General features: G+C 74.2%; 17 protein-coding genes. 9 read left to right on the forward strand and 8 right to left on the reverse strand.

What is annotated here, in order from left to right:
* Window positions 1-131: 131 nt before the first annotated feature.
* The 7 genes from V1L54_RS11605 to V1L54_RS11635 all read right to left on the reverse strand — a co-directional run bounded on the left by V1L54_RS11605 (window position 132) and on the right by V1L54_RS11635 (window position 7676).
* Window positions 132-1190, reverse strand: coding sequence for a LacI family DNA-binding transcriptional regulator (locus V1L54_RS11605; RefSeq protein ID WP_330117855.1), 1059 nt, complete (start codon window positions 1188-1190; stop codon window positions 132-134).
* Window positions 1191-1440: 250 nt separating this feature from the next.
* Window positions 1441-2976: a glycoside hydrolase family 43 protein gene (locus V1L54_RS11610; RefSeq protein ID WP_330117856.1), complete on the reverse strand. Its 1536-nt coding sequence runs from the start codon at window positions 2974-2976 to the stop codon at window positions 1441-1443.
* 133 nt (window positions 2977-3109) lie between these two features.
* On the reverse strand, window positions 3110-3994 hold the full coding sequence (locus V1L54_RS11615; protein WP_330117857.1) for a fructosamine kinase family protein: 885 nt from the start codon (window positions 3992-3994) through the stop codon (window positions 3110-3112).
* A gap of 605 nt (window positions 3995-4599) precedes the next feature.
* Window positions 4600-5208 (reverse strand): hypothetical protein, encoded by a 609-nt coding sequence (locus V1L54_RS11620; protein WP_330117979.1) that lies wholly within the window; start codon window positions 5206-5208, stop codon window positions 4600-4602.
* Between the two features lie 197 nt (window positions 5209-5405).
* Window positions 5406-5939 carry a DinB family protein gene (locus tag V1L54_RS11625; RefSeq protein WP_330117858.1) on the reverse strand — a complete coding sequence of 178 codons (534 nt, stop codon included), beginning with the start codon at window positions 5937-5939 and terminating at the stop codon, window positions 5406-5408.
* Window positions 5936-6598 carry an SAM-dependent methyltransferase gene (locus tag V1L54_RS11630; RefSeq protein ID WP_330117859.1) on the reverse strand — a complete coding sequence of 221 codons (663 nt, stop codon included), beginning with the start codon at window positions 6596-6598 and terminating at the stop codon, window positions 5936-5938. Before V1L54_RS11630 ends, V1L54_RS11625 begins: the two co-directional genes overlap by 4 nt.
* Window positions 6599-6662: 64 nt before the next feature.
* On the reverse strand, window positions 6663-7676 hold the full coding sequence (locus tag V1L54_RS11635; protein ID WP_330117860.1) for an alpha/beta fold hydrolase: 1014 nt from the start codon (window positions 7674-7676) through the stop codon (window positions 6663-6665).
* Window positions 7677-7845: 169 nt separating this feature from the next.
* Between V1L54_RS11635 and V1L54_RS11640 the strand changes: the two genes are divergently transcribed.
* Complete coding sequence (locus tag V1L54_RS11640) at window positions 7846-8424, forward strand: helix-turn-helix domain-containing protein (protein ID WP_330117861.1); 579 nt, start codon at window positions 7846-7848, stop codon at window positions 8422-8424.
* Window positions 8425-8539: 115 nt separating this feature from the next.
* Here the strand turns inward: V1L54_RS11640 and V1L54_RS11645 are convergent, their stop codons facing one another.
* Window positions 8540-9553 (reverse strand): helix-turn-helix transcriptional regulator, encoded by a 1014-nt coding sequence (locus V1L54_RS11645; protein WP_330117862.1) that lies wholly within the window; start codon window positions 9551-9553, stop codon window positions 8540-8542.
* 164 nt (window positions 9554-9717) lie between these two features.
* Between V1L54_RS11645 and V1L54_RS11650 the strand changes: the two genes are divergently transcribed.
* From V1L54_RS11650 to V1L54_RS11685, 8 genes are all read left to right on the forward strand, one after another.
* The gene (locus V1L54_RS11650; RefSeq protein ID WP_330117863.1) at window positions 9718-10143 is read left to right on the forward strand and encodes a VOC family protein; all 426 of its coding nucleotides are present in this window, start codon (window positions 9718-9720) and stop codon (window positions 10141-10143) included.
* A 59-nt stretch (window positions 10144-10202) separates the two neighbouring features.
* Window positions 10203-11309, forward strand: a complete 1107-nt coding sequence (locus V1L54_RS11655; RefSeq protein WP_330117864.1) for a winged helix DNA-binding domain-containing protein — start codon at window positions 10203-10205, stop codon at window positions 11307-11309.
* Window positions 11310-11483: 174 nt separating this feature from the next.
* Window positions 11484-12323, forward strand: coding sequence for a helix-turn-helix transcriptional regulator (locus V1L54_RS11660; protein ID WP_330117865.1), 840 nt, complete (start codon window positions 11484-11486; stop codon window positions 12321-12323).
* Window positions 12320-13288, forward strand: coding sequence for a threo-3-hydroxy-L-aspartate ammonia-lyase (locus V1L54_RS11665; protein ID WP_330117866.1), 969 nt, complete (start codon window positions 12320-12322; stop codon window positions 13286-13288). Before V1L54_RS11660 ends, V1L54_RS11665 begins: the two co-directional genes overlap by 4 nt.
* A gap of 707 nt (window positions 13289-13995) precedes the next feature.
* Window positions 13996-14493 carry a DUF2975 domain-containing protein gene (locus V1L54_RS11670; protein WP_330117867.1) on the forward strand — a complete coding sequence of 166 codons (498 nt, stop codon included), beginning with the start codon at window positions 13996-13998 and terminating at the stop codon, window positions 14491-14493.
* Window positions 14493-14735, forward strand: a complete 243-nt coding sequence (locus tag V1L54_RS11675; RefSeq protein WP_330117868.1) for a helix-turn-helix domain-containing protein — start codon at window positions 14493-14495, stop codon at window positions 14733-14735. The genes V1L54_RS11670 and V1L54_RS11675 overlap by 1 nt, the downstream gene beginning before the upstream one ends.
* Window positions 14732-15664 (forward strand): ABC transporter ATP-binding protein, encoded by a 933-nt coding sequence (locus V1L54_RS11680; protein ID WP_330117869.1) that lies wholly within the window; start codon window positions 14732-14734, stop codon window positions 15662-15664. The genes V1L54_RS11675 and V1L54_RS11680 overlap by 4 nt, the downstream gene beginning before the upstream one ends.
* On the forward strand, window positions 15661-16428 hold the full coding sequence (locus V1L54_RS11685) for a hypothetical protein (protein WP_330117870.1): 768 nt from the start codon (window positions 15661-15663) through the stop codon (window positions 16426-16428). Before V1L54_RS11680 ends, V1L54_RS11685 begins: the two co-directional genes overlap by 4 nt.
* The last annotated feature ends 6 nt before the right edge of the window (window positions 16429-16434 follow it).

Raw genomic sequence — 16434 nt, forward strand, 5'->3', positions numbered from 1 at the left:
GGAGCCCGGTCAGGAGCCGGCCCGCCTGCCGAGCGCCGCGAGGTGAGCCGTACGCCGCGCGACGGAACACGGCCTGGGATCGTCCCGCTGGTTCTGCACGGGGCCGGAGCGCGGCCGGCCCCGCCGACCCGTCAACGGCGTGGTGCCGCGGCTGCCGGGGCGGACCCGGTGGAGGCCCGGACGACCAGCTCGGTGGCCAGCTCCATGCGGACGGGGGACCGGGCGCCGCCGTCCTCGCCCCGGGAGAGCTCGATCAGGAGCTTGACCGCCGCGGCACCCAGCTCGGTGCTGGGCTGTCTGACGGTCGTCAGCCCGGGGGTGATGTACTGCGCCTCGGGCAGGTCGTCGAAGCCGATGACACTGACGTCCTCGGGGATCCGCAGACCCCGGGCCTCCAGTGCGTCGTAGATGCCGAGCGCCATGGGGTCCGAGCAGGCGAAGATCCCCGTGACCCCCGGGTCGCTGTCGAGCAGGGCATGGGTGGCGGTCGTCGCCTTGGCGCGGTTCCATCCGCCGTAGACCACGGACACCGTGGCGCTGCCCGCGGTCGCCGTGTCGGCCGCCGCGCGGAAACCGTCGACGCGCGCCCGGCTGAACAGATGGCGGGCATGGCCGGCGACGACCCCCATCCGCACGTGGCCGAGGGACAGGAGGTGCTCGGCGGCCATGCGGCCGCCGTCCCAGTTCGCCACGCCGATGCTCGCCACCCCTGATGGCGGTGTGCTCATCGGGTCGATCAGCACCACGGGGACGCCCGCGGCGGAGAGCGCGTTGAACTGCCGCGAGGTGGGATCGATCAGCGTCCCGATCGTGCCGACGGTACGCCTCCTCAGGACCCTCGACACCCAGTCGCTGTGCGGCTCGGCGAGCGTCAGCACGACATCGAGTCCCGCTGCTGCCGCCTCTCGCCCGACCCCTGCTATCAGCAGGTTCGCCCACGACCCCTCGAAGTGGGTGACCACGAGGTCGAGCACGTTGGACAAGCCGCTCTCGTCCCGCACGCCGTCGCTCTTGGCCCCGGCCCGGCGGGTGTAGCCGACGGCTCGCACGGCTTCCATGACCCTCGCGCGCGTCTCGGCCGAGACGTCGGTTCCGCCTCGCAGCACCTTGGAGACGGTGGGCACGCTCGTACCGGCGGTTTTGGCCACCAGGGACAGGGTGGGGCGCGATCCGACGGGTCGGGGGGGCATGGGGACAAGATTAACCGGCGGGGGCCCTGTCCAGGACGCCGGGTACGCGTACCGCAGCCGGTCGGGCCGGTCGCGGACGAGGGCTTCGAGGTGGTGCGGGCGGGCGAGGACGTCCCCGGCCGGGGCGGTGGTGCGGGCGGTGCCGCGGAGGTGCTCGCCGCCGCCGGCGCCTCCCGGGGCGCGGTCGCGCGGCACGCCGCGCGCGGCACCCGCACGGACGCGGGTGCCGCACGCGGCCGCGCGGCGGGCCTCACACGGAGGGCGCCGGGGCCGGGGTGTACTCGAACCAGTCGAAGGCGACCGTGCCCTCGGTGGCGTACATGCCGATCACGCGGCCGGTGAAGCCGCAGGCGACCTCGGTGGACAGGTAGCGCCCGTCCAGTTCGGCGAGCGGCCGGGCGTCCGGGGCGCCGGGATCGCCGAGCCAGAAGGCGACGGTGTCGGGGCCCGTGGTCCCGCCGTCGGTGAGTTCGGGCGACGCGGGCACCAGGTCGGACGTCCGGATCGCCACGGTGAGGGTCAGCGGTCCGGGCGGGACCGGCCGGGCGGCCACGGTCTGGCGCAGCGGGCCGATCCGGGCGACGACGCGGGCCTGTCCGTTGTCGACCTCCAGTTCGTAGTGGTGGGCCTCGTCCAGGCGCACGCACAGGCCGCCGCGTCCCGTACCCGGGTCGATCGCGGCGGTGACGCGGCAGTCGTGGTGCTGCTGGCGGCGGCCGACGAAGGTGTACCCGGGGCGGTCGAGGGTGGGACCGGTGGCGTTCAGGACCAGCCGGCCGGGGCGTTCGGTGAGCGACCAGGAGCCCTCCGGGCGGGCGAACGGCGAGACCCAGTGCGGCGCGAGAGCGGGCTCGTCGAAGTCGTCGCGGGCGGGCGGGGCCGGAACGGGATGCCAGGCGCCGCCCGGGGCCGGGTGGCTCTCGGGAACGGGCGCGACGACCGGCCAGCCGTCCTCGTCCCACTCCACGGGGGTCAGGAACGTCTCGCGGCCGAGCACGTGCACGTCGGGGGTGAAGCCGCGGGGGCGGACGCCGAGCAGCACCATCCACCAGCTGCCGTCGGGAGCCTGCACCAGGTCGGCGTGGCCGGTGTTCTGGACGGGGCGGGGGGTACCGCTGTGGGACAGCAGGGGGTTGGCGGGTGCGCCCTCCCAGGGGCCGCGCGGGGAGCGGCCGCGGGCGATGGACACGCTGTGGCCGCGTTCGGTGCCGCCTTCCGCGATCAGCAGGTACCACCAGTCGCCGATGCGGTAGAGGTGCGGCGCCTCGGGGTACTTCAGGCCGCTGCCCGACCAGGTGGCGAACGGCCCCTCCAGCACCTCGCCCCCGACCGGGTCGATCCTGGCCATGTTGATGCCGCCTTCGGGCCCGGAGAAGGCGCACCAGCAGGTGCCGTCCTCCTCCCACGCCAGATCGGGGTCGATCCCGTGCAGGTCGATCCACACCGGGTCGCTCCACGGCCCCTCGGGCCGCTCGGCCGAGACGACGAAGTTGCCGCCGCCGTCGATATTGGTGTTGACGACCCAGAAACGGCCGTCGTGGTGGCGGATCGTGGGGGCGTACAGGCCGCCGGACGCCTTGGCGCCGGGCAGCGGCAGCGGCAGTTGCCCGGGCCGGTCGAGCACGTTGCCGATCTGCTCCCAGTGCACGAGGTCCTTGCTGTGGAAGATCGGCAGCCCGGGGAAGTACTCGAAGCTGGAGCACACCAGGTAGTAGTCGTCACCGACCCGGCACACGCTCGGATCGGGGTGGAAGCCGCTGATCACAGGGTTGTCGTAGGCAGGCACGGAGGCATGTTCCCTTCGGGTCGCCGGGCGCCGGGAGGCGAGTCCGGATGGCGTCCCCCAATGGTCGCCCCCGTAAGCCCTCCGGGGGCCGGCTCCGGAGCCGGTGTCGTGTCCGGCGTCGGCTCAGCCGGGCTCAGGACCGCTGCCGGAACGGGGCGAGCGTGGCGCGCACGAGCTCGGCGGCACCCCAGTCGGGGTCGAACTGGGCGATCACGGCCAGGTGCTGGCGCAGCTGGAGAATCGGCATGCGTTCGCGCCAGTCGCGGTCCAGCCCGGTCAGCTCGGCGTACAGCTCGAAGAACACGTGCGCCTCGGGCGGCGGCGCCGTCGTCCACAGGTGGGCCAGGTCGACCTCGGCCCACGTGTACGACACGGCCGGGTCGATCAGTGCGGGCCGCCCGTCGGTGGTGGCCATGACGTTCAGCGCCCAGAGGTCGCCGTGCGTCAGGCACGCGGGCCTGACCGGCAGCAGTTCGGGCAGCCGGTGGCACAGCCGCTCCAGGGCCGCCCGGTCCGCGGCGTCGAGCGCCTCCCGGACGCGGCGCTCGCCGAGCCAGCGCAGCAGACGGTGCCGGGCGAAGAACTCGAACCCGTCGTCATCCCAGGTGTTGACCTGCCGGCGGCGTCCCAGCCAGTTGTCCCGGTGCCACCCGAACCGGGGGTGCCGCGTGGTGGTGTGCAGGTGGGCGAGCGCATGCGCGAACTGCTCCCAGAAGGCCCCGCTGCCCGGCCGGGGCCGCAGCACGGACAACACGAGCAGGTCGCGGTCCGCGAGGATGATCTCGGGCGTGGCGACGCCGCCCGCCTCGCGCAGCACGGTGAGCCCTTCGGCTTCCGCGGCGAAGGCGTCGTCCGACGGCGGCTCGCCGAACGCCTTGACGAACACCGACGTGCCGTCACCGCGGCGCGCGAGCCCCGCGGTCGCGGCGAGACCCCCAGTGGCCGGCTCGGCCGCGACGATGTCGGTCAGGCCGGCCGCGTGCAGGCGTTCGAGCAGGAAGGACATCGCGTCTGCCACGGGCGTGCTCCTGTCGTCGTGGTCGGGATCCACGATGGTGGACCCGGACTCGGATGCCGGGGCGGTGAGGTGGAGGGCGAAGCCCCGGGCGCCGGCGGAGCCGCTGTGGCTCGGCCGCACGAGTCTGACGGCCCGCCGTCGGCGAGTTCACCGCCGGCGCAGGGGAACTGACCGCGGTGGCGGACGTCCGGGCCGACGGGTGCGGGCCGGAAGGTGCGGGCTCGCGCTCTCGGCTTCCGGGCGAGGGAGGTCTCGGTCGGCTCCGGCACTGTGGGCATGGGGGTCATCCTGCCTGGCCGTCCGCGTCAGTGGTACGGCAGGCTCCAGCCGACAGGGCCCACTTCTGCTGGCGGCCTGCCTGCCCTGCCCGTCACTGCTGCCTGCCCGATACCGCCGACCGCGCCGATGCGGGTGTGCCCGGGCCGGCCGGCCGTCGGTGCCCCGGACGCCCCCTCGTTCACCGCGCTGCGGGCCGCTCAGACCGAGGCGCCGGCCTGTCGGCGGCTGCCTGCCGAGGCCGGCGCCCCGCTGTCGCGCCGGTCGTGCCCGGCGCCGGCCCGCGCGGCCGTGCGGCGGGGCACCGCCCGGTACGGGGCCGGCCGGCCTCACCGTCCGTGTCGCCCTCTCGGTGTGTCCACCGTGGTGATCACCCGCACCAGGGCGGGGGAACGGGGGGCGGAGCCGAACCCGAACCGCACCGGCGGGTCGACCGGCGCGAGCGTACCCAGGTCCCGGCCCTCGAAGGACGCCGTGACCGAGGTGATCGGCAGCAGGTCCAGGGCCCCGTACCACTCCCAGTACCCACCGCCCGCGCTGCCCCGGGTCCGCACCCCGGGCAGCAGCCGGGCGGGGAGGTCGGTCAGCGCGGCCCAGGCGGGCCGGGCGGCGAGCGGAGCGGGCACGCACCGCAGCAGCCACCCGAGCCCGCCGCGCCGTCCGACGGTGAGGCGGAGGTCCAGCGGTCCGGCCTCGACGTGCCACACCGGTCCGGCCGCGTCCACCGCCACCGGAACGATCCGCACCCGGTCGAAGCGGTAGACGGCGGCGACGAAGTCCGCGATCCGCTCGTCCGGGGCCAGCAGCAGCCGCTGCCCGCCGGCCCGCTCCAGCATCACGTCACCGAACGGACCGAACGGCGAATCCGGCCAGTACCCCAGTACCACCCTCGTCCCGGACGAGGTCCCGGCAGCGGCGATCCACCCCCGGAACCGCAGGGCACTCCTCACCACACGCACACCCTTCCGGCCGGCCCGGTGCGCTCCTCCCCGGCTCCCGCGGAGCACCCCGTTCCTCCAGGATGCCCGGCATCCCGGCCCCGCCCCCCGTCCCGTGTGCCCTGTTCCCCACGAACGGGCGGCAGCGGGCGCGGTGGGGCGGCGGTCACCAGGAGGGCGGACACCGCCGCGCGCGGTCAGCGTCCGGTGGAGCCGTCGATCCGCTCGCGGAGGATGTCGGCGTGGCCCGCGTGCCGACCGGTCTCCTCGATCATGTGCACCAGGACCCACCGCATCGACGGCGCCGGCCCGCGGCGCGGGGGCCGGGGCGCGGGCCGGGTCAGGTCCGTGCAGGCCTCGATGACCCGGTTCGCCCGCCTGACGGCCTCCCGGTAGTCGGCGAGCACCTCGTCGGCCGTCTCCTGGGGGGACGGCCTCATGGTCCGGCCCCAGTCCCCGGCCTCCTCTCCCAGGAAGTAGAACCGCTCGACGGCCGCCAGGTGCTTGACCAGACCCAGGAGGCTGGTTCCCGAGGGCACCCCGCCGGTGCGGACCTGCGGTTCCGGCACTCCCGCGGCCTTGTCCGCGACCGCGTTGCGCAGGTGGTCGAGGAAGCCGAGGAGGGTGGCCTTCTCGTCGGCGCCGGTGCGCGGAGGTCCGGTGTCCCGCGTGGGGGCGGGCGGCGCCGTGTCCCTTGTGGTGCGGGGCGCCCGGTGCGGTCGCGCGCTCATCCGCCGGTCCGCCGGAGAACGAGGACGTTGTCGGTGACGGTGGCGGTCTCACCGGCGGGTCCGGTGGCCCGGCGCCGGGGCGTGTCCGCGCGCAGGACCGGCCACTGCCCGGGGTCGAGGTCCAGTCCGGCGGCGATCTCGGCGGGGGTGGGGCGGTGTGGGGCGGGGTCCTGGTTCCAGGACCAGGGCGCGGTGGAGCCGTGGTCGACGACCAGCAGCAGGCCGCCGGGCCGCAGGGCCCGTGCGGCGGTGCGCAGTATCCGGGCGCGGGGCAGCGGGAACGGGGTGTGGAGGTACTGCGCGGAGACGAGGTCGAACTCCCCGCCCGGGAAGCTGTGGGCCAGGTCGTGCCGTTCGGCGGTGACGCGGTCCCCGAGGCCGAGTTCACGGGCCCGCTCGCGTACCCGTTCGACGGCGGTCGCGGACAGGTCCACGGCGGTGACCTGCCAGCCGTGCCGGGCGAGCCAGAGGGCGTCGCCGCCCGCGCCGCAGCCCAGGTCCAGGGCGGCGCCGGGGCGCAGTGGTTCGGCGGTCTCGGCGAGCAGCGGGTTCACGCGCTCGCTCCGGCCGGGCCGGGTGGCGTGGTGCTTCTCCCAGAACAGCTCGGCCTCCTCGTCCGCGGGGCCGGCGTGTGGGTGGTCGTCTCGGGTGGTGTTCATCCGGGGTGGCTCCTTCATGGGTGTCGTTCGCCGGCCGGCGGGGCCGCGGTGCGCGGCCCCGCCGTCACCGTGCTGTCCGGCCGCCGAAGAACCTCAGCAGTTCGCCGGTGACGAACCGCGGGTTCTCCTCGGGCAGCCAGTGGCCCGCTCCGGGCACCTCGACGGCCCGTGTGATGCGGGACATGAGGGGTTCGGCCGTGGACCGGGTGGAGGTGAGCGTGCCTTCGGCGGTCATGAGCATCACCGGCATGCCGATCGGCGCGGCGGCGGTGTTGTCGCGCTCGTCCTCCTCCAGCGTCCGGTACAGCTCGAACCCGCCGGTCAGGACCTGCGGCCGGCGGTAGGTGCGGGCGAACTCGTCGATCTGCTCGTCCGTGAACGGGGACTTCGCGCCGGGCCCGCCGAAGGCCGTTCCCCCGTGGGCGACGTACGGGAAGAACAGCGCGAGGTACTCGCGCACGTCGTCGTCCACGAGCGTCTCCGGGAATCCGTCCTGGTCGTGGAAGGCCATGTGCCAGCTCAGCGACCGGTACCGGGCGGCGCTGAGTCCGGGGCCCGGCAGGGGGTAGTCCAGGTGGGCGTACTTGACGACCTCGTCCGGGTACTGCGCGGCGTACTGGAAACCGACGCCGGCGCCGAGGTCGTGCCCGACGAGGTTGATCTCGCGCAGGCCCAGCTCGCCGGCGACCAGGCCGTGCACGTAACGGGCGAGGGTGGCCTTGTCGTAGCCGGACGGCGCTCCCCTGCTGTCGCCGAGCCCCGGCAGGTCCAGCGCGTACACCGTGTACCGCTCGGCGAGTTCCGGCATGATCCCGCGCCACTCGTACCAGGACTGCGGCCAGCCGTGCAGCAGGACGAGCGGCTCGCCGGTCCCGCCGGTGACGTAGTGCATGCGCACGCCGTCGACATCGGCGAACTCGTGGCGGAACAGGCGGTTGAACTCGGTGTCGCCGCGGGTGGCCGAGTCGAAGGCGGGAGCTGCCGGGGTCGCGGCCCCGGCCGCCGGCCGGCGTGGTGCCTCGCCCGGTGTCTGTCCGCCGGCCGTCGCACACGCGGAGGTCAGGAGGAGTGCCGCCACGGCCGTCCCCGCGCCTCGCCTCCACCGTGCTCCGGCCCCGCGGACGGCGGTTGTTCCGTTTCTCCGAACTGTTGCTGCTCTTATGACCATGGGGGGTCACCTCCGCGGACAGCATCACCAGCGCCGTTCCGCTCTTGCAAGAAAAGTTGCGGATCCGCATCATGGGTGGATGAGCAGAACCGGAGAGGACGTCCTGGCAGGAGTCGGGCCGCGGTTGCGCGCCCTGCGGCAGGCGCGGGGCACGACGCTGAAGGCCCTGGCCGCCGAGACCGGCCTCACACCGAGCACGCTGTCCCGGCTCGAGAACGGGAGGCTCCGCCCCACGCTGGAGCAGTTGCTGCCGCTGGCCCGGGCGCACGGCGTCCCGCTCGATGATCTGGTCCAGGCGCCGCCGACCGGCGACCCGCGCATCCATCTGCGGCCGGTGCGGCGTTCCGGGCTGGTCCTGGTGCCGCTGACCAGGCGGGCCGGGGGTGTCCAGGCGTACAAGGTGGTCCATCCGCCCGCCGGCCGGGCGCCCACCATGAACCTGCAGACCCACGAGGGGTACGAGTGGTTCTACGTCCTCGACGGGCAGGTCCGGTTCGTGCTCGGCGAGCGGGAGTTCCGGCTCGGTCCCGGGGAGGCCGCGGAGTTCGACACCCGTCTGCCGCACTGGATCGGCAGCGCCGACAGCAGGCCCGCGGAGCTGCTGACCCTGTTCGGTCCGCAGGGGGAGCGCGCCCACCTGTCGGCGCCCGGCGATTGACCGCCCGCCACCGTGCCGGGCTCCCCCCGCCTCATCCCTCCCGCGGCGCCGCGCGGCGGTCCGCCGGGTACGTGTGACCGGGGGCCGTGGCCGGTCGCCCCGCCCGCGGTGGCCGTCAGGGCCCGGAACCGGGGTCCTTCCTCGCGGACGGGGCGTCGAGGCGTGCGGCCTTGGCACAGCGGGCCGCGAGATCCGCGAACGCGGCGGCCAGCTGAGGGGGTCCGACGACTTCGATGTCGGTGTCGAAGCGGCCGATCGTGGCGGCCAGACCGGCCCATGACCAGGAGCCGAGGGTGAGCCGGCAGCGGCCGGGGCCGAGTTCCTCGACGATTCCGTCCCGGGCGAAGGGCACGACTTCGGCGGCCGGGATGCCGAGGACGACCTCACCCCGGCAGGGCCAGTCGGTGGTGGTGCCCTCGTTGCCGCGGAAGCGGCCGGCGAGGAAGGCGGAGGCATCGCCTCCGGGAAGGGGACGCGGGGCGAACCGGGGGCCGGTGGGTGTACGGGGGCGGACCCGGTCCGCGCGGAAGGTCCGCCAGTCCTCGCGGTCGAGGTCCCAGGCGATCAGGTACCAGCGGCCGTGCCAGGTGACCAGGTGGTGCGGTTGCGCCCGGCGGGGCCGTCCGTCCGGGGTCCCCCTGTCCCGGTCGTAGTCGAAGCGGAGTTCCTCGCGGGTGTGGACGACCCTGCTCAGCTCCGTGAGGACCCGGGTGTCGAGCCGTGCCCCGTCGGGGCTTCCGCCGGCCGGCCGGGTGGCTGTGACGCGCAGCAGGTCCATGCGGTGGCGCAGGCGGGGCGGCATGACCTGGCGGATGGTCGACAGGGCGCGCGCGGCGTCCTCGGCGACCGCCGTACCGGCGGCCGCGGTCTGCAGGGCGACGGCCAGGGCCACTGCCTGGTCGTCGTCGAACAGCAGCGGGGGCAGGTGTGCGCCGGCGTCGAGGCGGTATCCCCCGCCGGTCCCCTTGAGGGAGGTGATCGGGTAACCGAGTTCGCGCAGGCGGTCGATGTCGCGGCGCACCGTGCGCGGGGTGACGCCGAGCCGTTCGGCCACTTCCTCGCCGGACCACTGGCGGCGTGTCTGGAGCAGCGCGAGCAGCGCGAGCAGTCGCGAGGATGTCTTCCGCATGTCGTTCATTGTGGCGCGGCAGAGGACACTTCCTGTCCTCTGCCGGTGGAAGGGTGGTCCGCGGGTCACCAGGCAGGCACCACTCCTGGAACACGGTTCGCCGCGCCGTGGGCTCGTCCGGCACAGCGGCACTCGTTCACCGATTCGAAGGCAAGGAGCGGACCATGTCCGTCACGACCACCACCCACCTGAACTTCCGGGGCGCCGCGCGTGAGGCGCTGGACTTCTACCGGTCCGTCTTCGGCGGACGCGCCGTCGCCGTCACGTACAAGGACGCCGGCGCCGTGCAGGACGAGAACGAGGCGGACTGGGTGATGTGGGGTGAGGTGACCGCGGACAACGGCTTCCACGTCATGGCCTACGACGTGCCCTCGCACCTGCCCTGGAACCAGGGCGAGAACCCGTTCTTCGTCTCCGTGCGCGGTGACGACACCGACGAGATCAGCGCCCTGTGGCACAAGCTCGCCGCCGGGGACTCGACGGTCGTACGGCCGCTGGAGCCCGCGCAGTGGGCGCCGCTGTACGGCATGCTCACCGACCGGTTCGGCGTGACCTGGGTCCTGGACGTCGCCGCCCCGTACAACGGCTGACCCGCCGACCGGCACCGGGCCGCCGCGGTCGCGCGGCGGCCCGAGAGGAGAACGCCGTCATGACCGTGCTCGGCACGCGCGCCCTCAACCGCGCCACCCTGGCCCGTCAGTTGCTGCTCGACCGCGCGGACGTCCCCGTCCGGGAGGCCGTGGCGCACCTGTGCGGCATGCAGGCCCAGGAGCCACAGGAACCCTTCACCGGCCTGTGGTCGAGGCTGCGCGCCTTCCGGCCGCGGGAACTGGACGACGCACTGACCGGGCGCGAGGTCGTGCGCACGCACCTGATGCGCCGCACCGTCCACCTCGTCACCGCCGACGACGCGCTGGCCTGGCGGGCCCGCCACGACGCGATGCTGCGCCAGCGGGTGCTGGCCACCTACCGTCGCGAACTGGCGGGCTTCGACATGGACGAGCTCACCGCGGCCGGCCGGGCGGTGATGGCCGACGGACGGCCCCGCACCATGGCCGAACTCGTCCGGGCGCTGGAGGACCGCTGGTCCACTTCCCCGCGCCGCGCCCTGGGCGAGCTGCTCGTCGCGGCCCTGGTCCCGATGGCCCAGCTCCCGCCCCGCGGCCTGTGGCGCACCAGGGCCGGGGTCCGCAACCTGCCCCTGGCCGCCTGGCTCGGCCGCGACATCGACCCGCTCCCCCCGGACGACGGGACCGACCCGGTCGGGCAGCATCTGGTGCGGCGCTACCTCGCCGCCCACGGGCCCGCCGCGACCGCCGATCTGCGCGCCTGGTGCGGCCTGGCCGGACTGCCCGCCGCCGTCAAGGCCGTCCGCGGGGAACTGATCGCCTTCCGCGACGAACGCGGCCGCGAGCTCCTGGACCTGCCCGACGCGCCGCGCCCGCATCCCGACATCCCCGCCCCCGTCCGGTTCCTGCCCGCGTTCGACAACGCGATCCTCGGCTACCACGACCGCGGCCGCATCATCGACGACGCCCACCTCGGCCTGTCGGTCGCCGGGCAGCGCGCCGTCCTCGTCGACGGACGGGTGGCCGCCACCTGGACCGCACGGGACGGGCGACTCGACATCACTCCGCTGCGGCCCCTGACCGCCCCGGAGCAGGAAGCCGTCCACGCCGAGGCCCGGGAGCTGGCCGCCTTCCTGGACGAGGGCATCGACCACATCCGGATCACAGGCACCGGCGCCGACCGCTGACGGCGGGGTCCTCCGCAAGATCCTCTGCGGCACCGGTGCGGGTTTCCCCCGCCGGGCGAGGCCCCCCGGCGAGCCGGGCCGGCGCCGCGGCGAAGCAGGTTGGATTTTCTGTCCAGTCGATGTACTTTACGTCCAAGATCTCGGCCCGGAGGGCCCTGACAAGCTGGAGGACCGATGCCACCCGGCCCGTCCCCCGATCGCGGCCCCGGCGGGCGGCACACCGGCGACGGGTGGCCGGGAGCGGACGGGCCCGGTGCGTCGGTGCCGCCCTCCCGCCCGGCGGAGGCGGGGCGCGGGAAGTCGCGGGGGGCGTGTGAGGCGTCGGTCCGGGAGCAGGACGCGATCATCGCCGCGCTGGCCCCGGTGGTCGACGGGATCGCCGCGACCCTGGGGTCGTTCTGCGAGGTGGTCGTGCACGACTTCCGCCGCCCCGAGCGCTCCGTGGTGGCCATCGCCGAGTCGGTCACCGGGCGCGGTGTCGGCGGCTCGATGAGCGAGATCGGCATGGGGATCCTCGCCCGCGGCGACCAGGCGCGCGACGAGCTCAACTACGTCACCCGCACCCGTGACGGGAAGCTGGTCAAGTCCTCCACGATGGTGCTGCGCGACTCCGCCGGCACGGTGTTCGGAGCCCTGTGCGTGAACCTGGACATCACCGCGGTCAACCAGGCCCACGCCCTGCTCGGCGGCCTCGCCGGCCTCACCGCCCCCGCCGCCGTGCCGACCACGACCTTCGGCGACGACATCGCCTCCGTGGTGGACGCCGTCGTCGACGCCTACCAGCTGCGGCAGAACAGGCCCTGGGCCGAGCTCGGCCGCGCCGAGCGCCTGGAGCTGTTCGCCGGCCTGCACGAACGGGGGGTGTTCGCCGTGCGCCGCGCGGTCCCGCAGGTCGCCGCCCGGCTCGGCATCTCCCGCGCCTCCGCCTACAACTACCTCGCCGAGGTACGCGCCCGGTCCGCGCGGGACGATGCCGGGTCCGGCCACACCACCCCGCAAGGAGAGCAACCATGACGAACCGGCCTCCGGTCACCCTGGACGACGTGCGCGACGCCGCCGCGCGGATCAAGGGCGTCGCCCACCGCACCCCGGTGCTGCACTCGCGCACCCTGGACGCCCTGGTGGGCGCCGAGGTCTTCCTCAAGTGCGAGAACTTCCAGCGCGTCGGCGCCTTCAAGTTCCGCGGCGCCTACAACGCCGCCTCCCGGCTCTCCCCGGAGCAGGCGGCCCGGGGCATCGCCGCCTACTCCTCCGGCAACCACGCCCAGGCCGTCGCCCTGGCCGCCCGGGAGATGGGCACCACCGCGGTGATCCTCATGCCCGAGGACACCCCGAAGTCCAAGATGGAGGCCACCGCCGGCTACGGCGCGGAAGTCGTCACCTACGACCGCTACACCGGCGACCGGACCGCTCTGGGCGAGGCGCTGGCCGCCGAGCGCGGGCTGGCACTGATCCCGCCGTACGAGCACCCGCACGTCATCGCCGGGCAGGGCACCGCCGCGCTGGAGCTGATCGAGGAGACCGGGCAGCTGGACGCCCTGGTGGCGCCGGTGGGCGGCGGCGGGCTGATGGCCGGCAGCGCCACCGCCGCCAAGGGTCTGCACCCCGCCACCCGGGTGGTCGGCGTCGAACCGGAGGCCGGGGACGACACCCGCCGCTCCCTGGCCGCGGGCGAGCGCGTCACCATCCCGGTGCCGCGCACCATCGCCGACGGCCAGGCCGCCGAGACCCCCGGCGAGCTGACCTTCTCCATCAACCGGCGCCTGGTGGACGAGATCGCCCTGGTGAGCGACGAGGAGATCCGCGAAGCGATGCGGTTCGCCTTCGAACGGCTGAAGATCGTCCTGGAGCCCAGCGGCGCCACACCACTGGCCGCCCTGCTCTCCGGCCGCGTCGAACGGCTCCCGCGCCGCGTCGGGGCGATCCTCTCCGGAGGCAACGTCAGCGCGCGGCGCTTCGCCGAGCTGTGCGGCGGCTGAGGCCCACCGGTCAGGTGTTCCACCCGGGCAGAACATCCCCGCGACCTGCCGCATGTCCGTGCGCGCCGGCAGGCGGCACGGCGCAGTCGTCCCGAAAGACGCCGGGGCGACCAGCCTGATGCGGGCCGGCTGCTCCCCCGGTCTCACCGAATACCGCTCCGTCCCGCTCCGAGCCGGGCGGGACGGACGGAACGCCGACGGCACGCGGAGTGCCGCCGGCAGGGCGAGAGCCACCCCCCGAACAGCGCCGGCGGTCTTGTCGTTCGTCAGACCGCCCCGCCCCGCGTCCGGGCGCACGGCGGTGGCAAGCCCGGCGACGGCACCGCCGCCGCCCGCACCGCTCCCGTGACCGCGATGCCGAGAACAGCCACACCACCCTGCTCGCCGCACCCTTCTCCGGCTGTCACAGCTACGCCGACTGCCCCCTGCCGCCCGGCCGGGGCAGCGCTCCGGCACGCCCCGGGGCCGCCCCGGCCCGGCCGCTGAACCGCGCCGCCGCAGACCCCGGCAGATCTGCGGCGGTGACGGCGGGTGAGCACGGCAGGGGCCGGCCTCCCCACTGCCCCGCCCCCAGACACACCATCGGTCCGGCGCCGCCGGCACCAGGTCACGCGTCCGTACCGGCTTCCCGCCTCGCCTATGACTCCCCTTGCTCAACCTATCGAGTATCGATAGATTACCATCGCAATTCGATAGAGGGAGAGATGATGGGAAAGCTGACAGTGCTTGCGCTGCGTGCCGTGATCGTGGCGCTGCTCGCCGGTTCGGCGTTCGTCCAGACGGTGATGGTGCCGTTGCTGGCCATCGACCTGGAGGAACTCGACGCGGAGTTCGCGTATCTGCGCACCCCGATCCTCGTGATCTTCTTCCTGGGCGTCGTGACGGTCCAGGTCGTCCTGGTCTGCGTGTGGCGACTGGTGACGATGGTGCGGCGCGGAACCGTGTTCTCCCACGCCGCCTTCCGGTACGTGCACATCGTGATCGGCGCGTTCGTGGCGGCCGCGCTCCTGGTGTTCGCGCTCGCGGTGGTTCTCGCGCCGGGCGAGGCCGTGGCCCCGGGCGTCGTGCTCCTGCTGTGCGGAGTCTCCCTGGCCGTCTTCGGGATCGCGCTCATCGTGCTCGTACTGCGGATGCTGCTTGCCCAGGCCGTCACGCGTGACGTCGAGGCGGCCCGGATGCAGGCCGAACTGGCCGAGGTGATCTGATGCCGATCATCGTCGACATCGACGTGATGCTGGCCAAGCGGAAGATGTCCGTGGGCGAGCTCGCCGACCGCGTCGGAATCACACCCGCCAACCTGGCAGTGCTCAAGAACGGCCGCGCCAAGGCGGTCCGCTTCGCCACGCTCGCCGCGCTCTGCGAGGCACTCGAGTGCCAGCCGGGAGACCTGCTGCGCTGGGAACCCGAGAACGCCACGAGCGGGGCCGTGTACGGGGGGCACCGATGATCGAGGTACGTGGGCTGACGAAGCGCTACGGCGGCGTCCTGGCCGTCGACGACCTGACCTTCGACGTCGAGGCCGGAAAGGTCACCGGTTTCCTGGGGCCCAACGGTGCCGGCAAGTCCACGACCATGCGGATGGTGATGGGCCTGGACCGGCCCACCGCCGGCACGGCTACCGTCAACGGCCGGCGCTGTGCCGACCTCGTCGAGCCGCTGCGCGAGGTCGGGGCCCTGCTCGACGCCGGGGCGATGCACCCCGGGCGCACCGGCCGGGCCCACCTGCGGATCGGGGCCCGCGCCAACGGCATCCCCGTGTCGCGGGTCGAGGAGGTCATCGGCCAGGTCGGCCTCGGCGCGGCGGCCGGGCGACGGATCAAGGGGTACTCGCTGGGCATGCGGCAGCGGCTCGGAATCGGGGCCGCGCTGCTGGGCGACCCGCCCGTGCTGCTCTTCGACGAGCCGGTCAACGGCCTCGACCTCGACGGGGTCCGCTGGATCCGGGCCCTGCTCCGCGGCTTCGCCGACGAGGGCCGCACCGTACTGGTCTCCAGTCACCTGATGAGCGAGATGCAACTGGTCGCCGACCGCGTCGTGATCATCGGCCGGGGCCGGCTCATCAGCGAAGCCGGCATCGACGAGGTGCTGCGCGGCCTGGACGGCCGGCGGGTGCGGGTCCGCAGTCCACGCGCCGACGACCTGCACCGTGCCCTGGCCGACCGCGGTGCCGTGGAGCACACCGCCCCCGGTGAACTCGAGGTCACCGGCCTGGCCGCCGACGAGATCGGCGACCTCGCCCATTCCCTCCGCATACCCGTGCACCACCTGGCGGAGGTCGAGCAGTCGCTCGAGCACGCCTACCTCTCCCTCACCGAGGACAGCACCGACTATCACGGCCGCACTCCCGAACCGATCGCGAACGGAGCGAACCGATGAGCACCACCACCGTCCTCGTCCGCACCGGCGGGGCGGAGTGGAGCCGGATCTGGAGCGTCCGCTCCAGCTGGATCCTGGCCGTGGTGACCGCGGTCGCGGTGGTCGGCCTCGGCACGATCATCGGGTACAACGCCGCCGACGAGCCCTCCGGCGCGGCCCCGGGCGTGAGCGCCTGGGACAGGGGCCAAGCCACCGGGATGTTCGCGCTCTTCGGGGTCCTCGCGATGTCCGTGGTCACCAGCACCGCCGACTACGGCACCGGCGGCATCGTGCCGACCCTGCAGTGGACGCCCCGGCGGGGTGCCCTGCTCGCCGCCCGGGCCGGCGTCATCGCCGCCACGACGGCTCTCCTGGGAGTGCTGCTGGTGGCCGCGGCGAGCGTGGCGGTGTGGACGCTCCTGCCCGAGCTCGGGTTGCCGGCGGGTGACGGCACGGAGATCCTCGGAGGGCTCGGCTTCGTGTTCCTCTCCGGTGCGCTGCTCGCGGTGGGCCTGGGGCTGGCCCTCCGCAGCACCGCCGGCGGGTTGGTGGCCGTCATCGCGCTCATGCTGGTGCTGCCCATGCTGCTGGAGCAGCTTCCCTACGGCTGGGCCGTCGACCTCTCCACCCTCATGCCCGGCTCGGGAGCCCTCTACCTGATCTTCGGTGGGGGACCGAGCGACGACGTGACGACGACATCGGCGCGGCTCACCCTCGCGGCCTGGGCCGTCGCCGCACTGCTGGTCGGCGGCCGGCGCCTGCTGCGCACCGACGCGGACCGATGACGGACT

The sequence above is a fragment of the Streptomyces rubellus genome (assembly GCF_036323805.1).
Classification (GTDB): domain Bacteria; phylum Actinomycetota; class Actinomycetes; order Streptomycetales; family Streptomycetaceae; genus Streptomyces.

Bases quoted from the DNA above. Each gene is read 5' to 3' on its own strand.
- V1L54_RS11655 (WP_330117864.1), top strand. From the start codon at position 10,203: ATGACCGTGCTCGGCACGCGCGCCCTCAACCGCGCCACCCTGGCCCGT.
- V1L54_RS11640 (WP_330117861.1), top strand. From the start codon at position 7,846: ATGAGCAGAACCGGAGAGGACGTCCTGGCAGGAGTCGGGCCGCGGTTG.
- V1L54_RS11675 (WP_330117868.1), top strand. From the start codon at position 14,493: ATGCCGATCATCGTCGACATCGACGTGATGCTGGCCAAGCGGAAGATG.
- V1L54_RS11660 (WP_330117865.1), top strand. From the start codon at position 11,484: ATGCCACCCGGCCCGTCCCCCGATCGCGGCCCCGGCGGGCGGCACACC.
- V1L54_RS11685 (WP_330117870.1), top strand. From the start codon at position 15,661: ATGAGCACCACCACCGTCCTCGTCCGCACCGGCGGGGCGGAGTGGAGC.
- V1L54_RS11665 (WP_330117866.1), top strand. From the start codon at position 12,320: ATGACGAACCGGCCTCCGGTCACCCTGGACGACGTGCGCGACGCCGCC.
- V1L54_RS11680 (WP_330117869.1), top strand. From the start codon at position 14,732: ATGATCGAGGTACGTGGGCTGACGAAGCGCTACGGCGGCGTCCTGGCC.
- V1L54_RS11650 (WP_330117863.1), top strand. From the start codon at position 9,718: ATGTCCGTCACGACCACCACCCACCTGAACTTCCGGGGCGCCGCGCGT.
- V1L54_RS11670 (WP_330117867.1), top strand. From the start codon at position 13,996: ATGGGAAAGCTGACAGTGCTTGCGCTGCGTGCCGTGATCGTGGCGCTG.
- V1L54_RS11630 (WP_330117859.1), bottom strand. From the start codon at position 6,598: ATGAACACCACCCGAGACGACCACCCACACGCCGGCCCCGCGGACGAG.
- V1L54_RS11625 (WP_330117858.1), bottom strand. From the start codon at position 5,939: ATGAGCGCGCGACCGCACCGGGCGCCCCGCACCACAAGGGACACGGCG.
- V1L54_RS11605 (WP_330117855.1), bottom strand. From the start codon at position 1,190: ATGCCCCCCCGACCCGTCGGATCGCGCCCCACCCTGTCCCTGGTGGCC.
- V1L54_RS11645 (WP_330117862.1), bottom strand. From the start codon at position 9,553: ATGCGGAAGACATCCTCGCGACTGCTCGCGCTGCTCGCGCTGCTCCAG.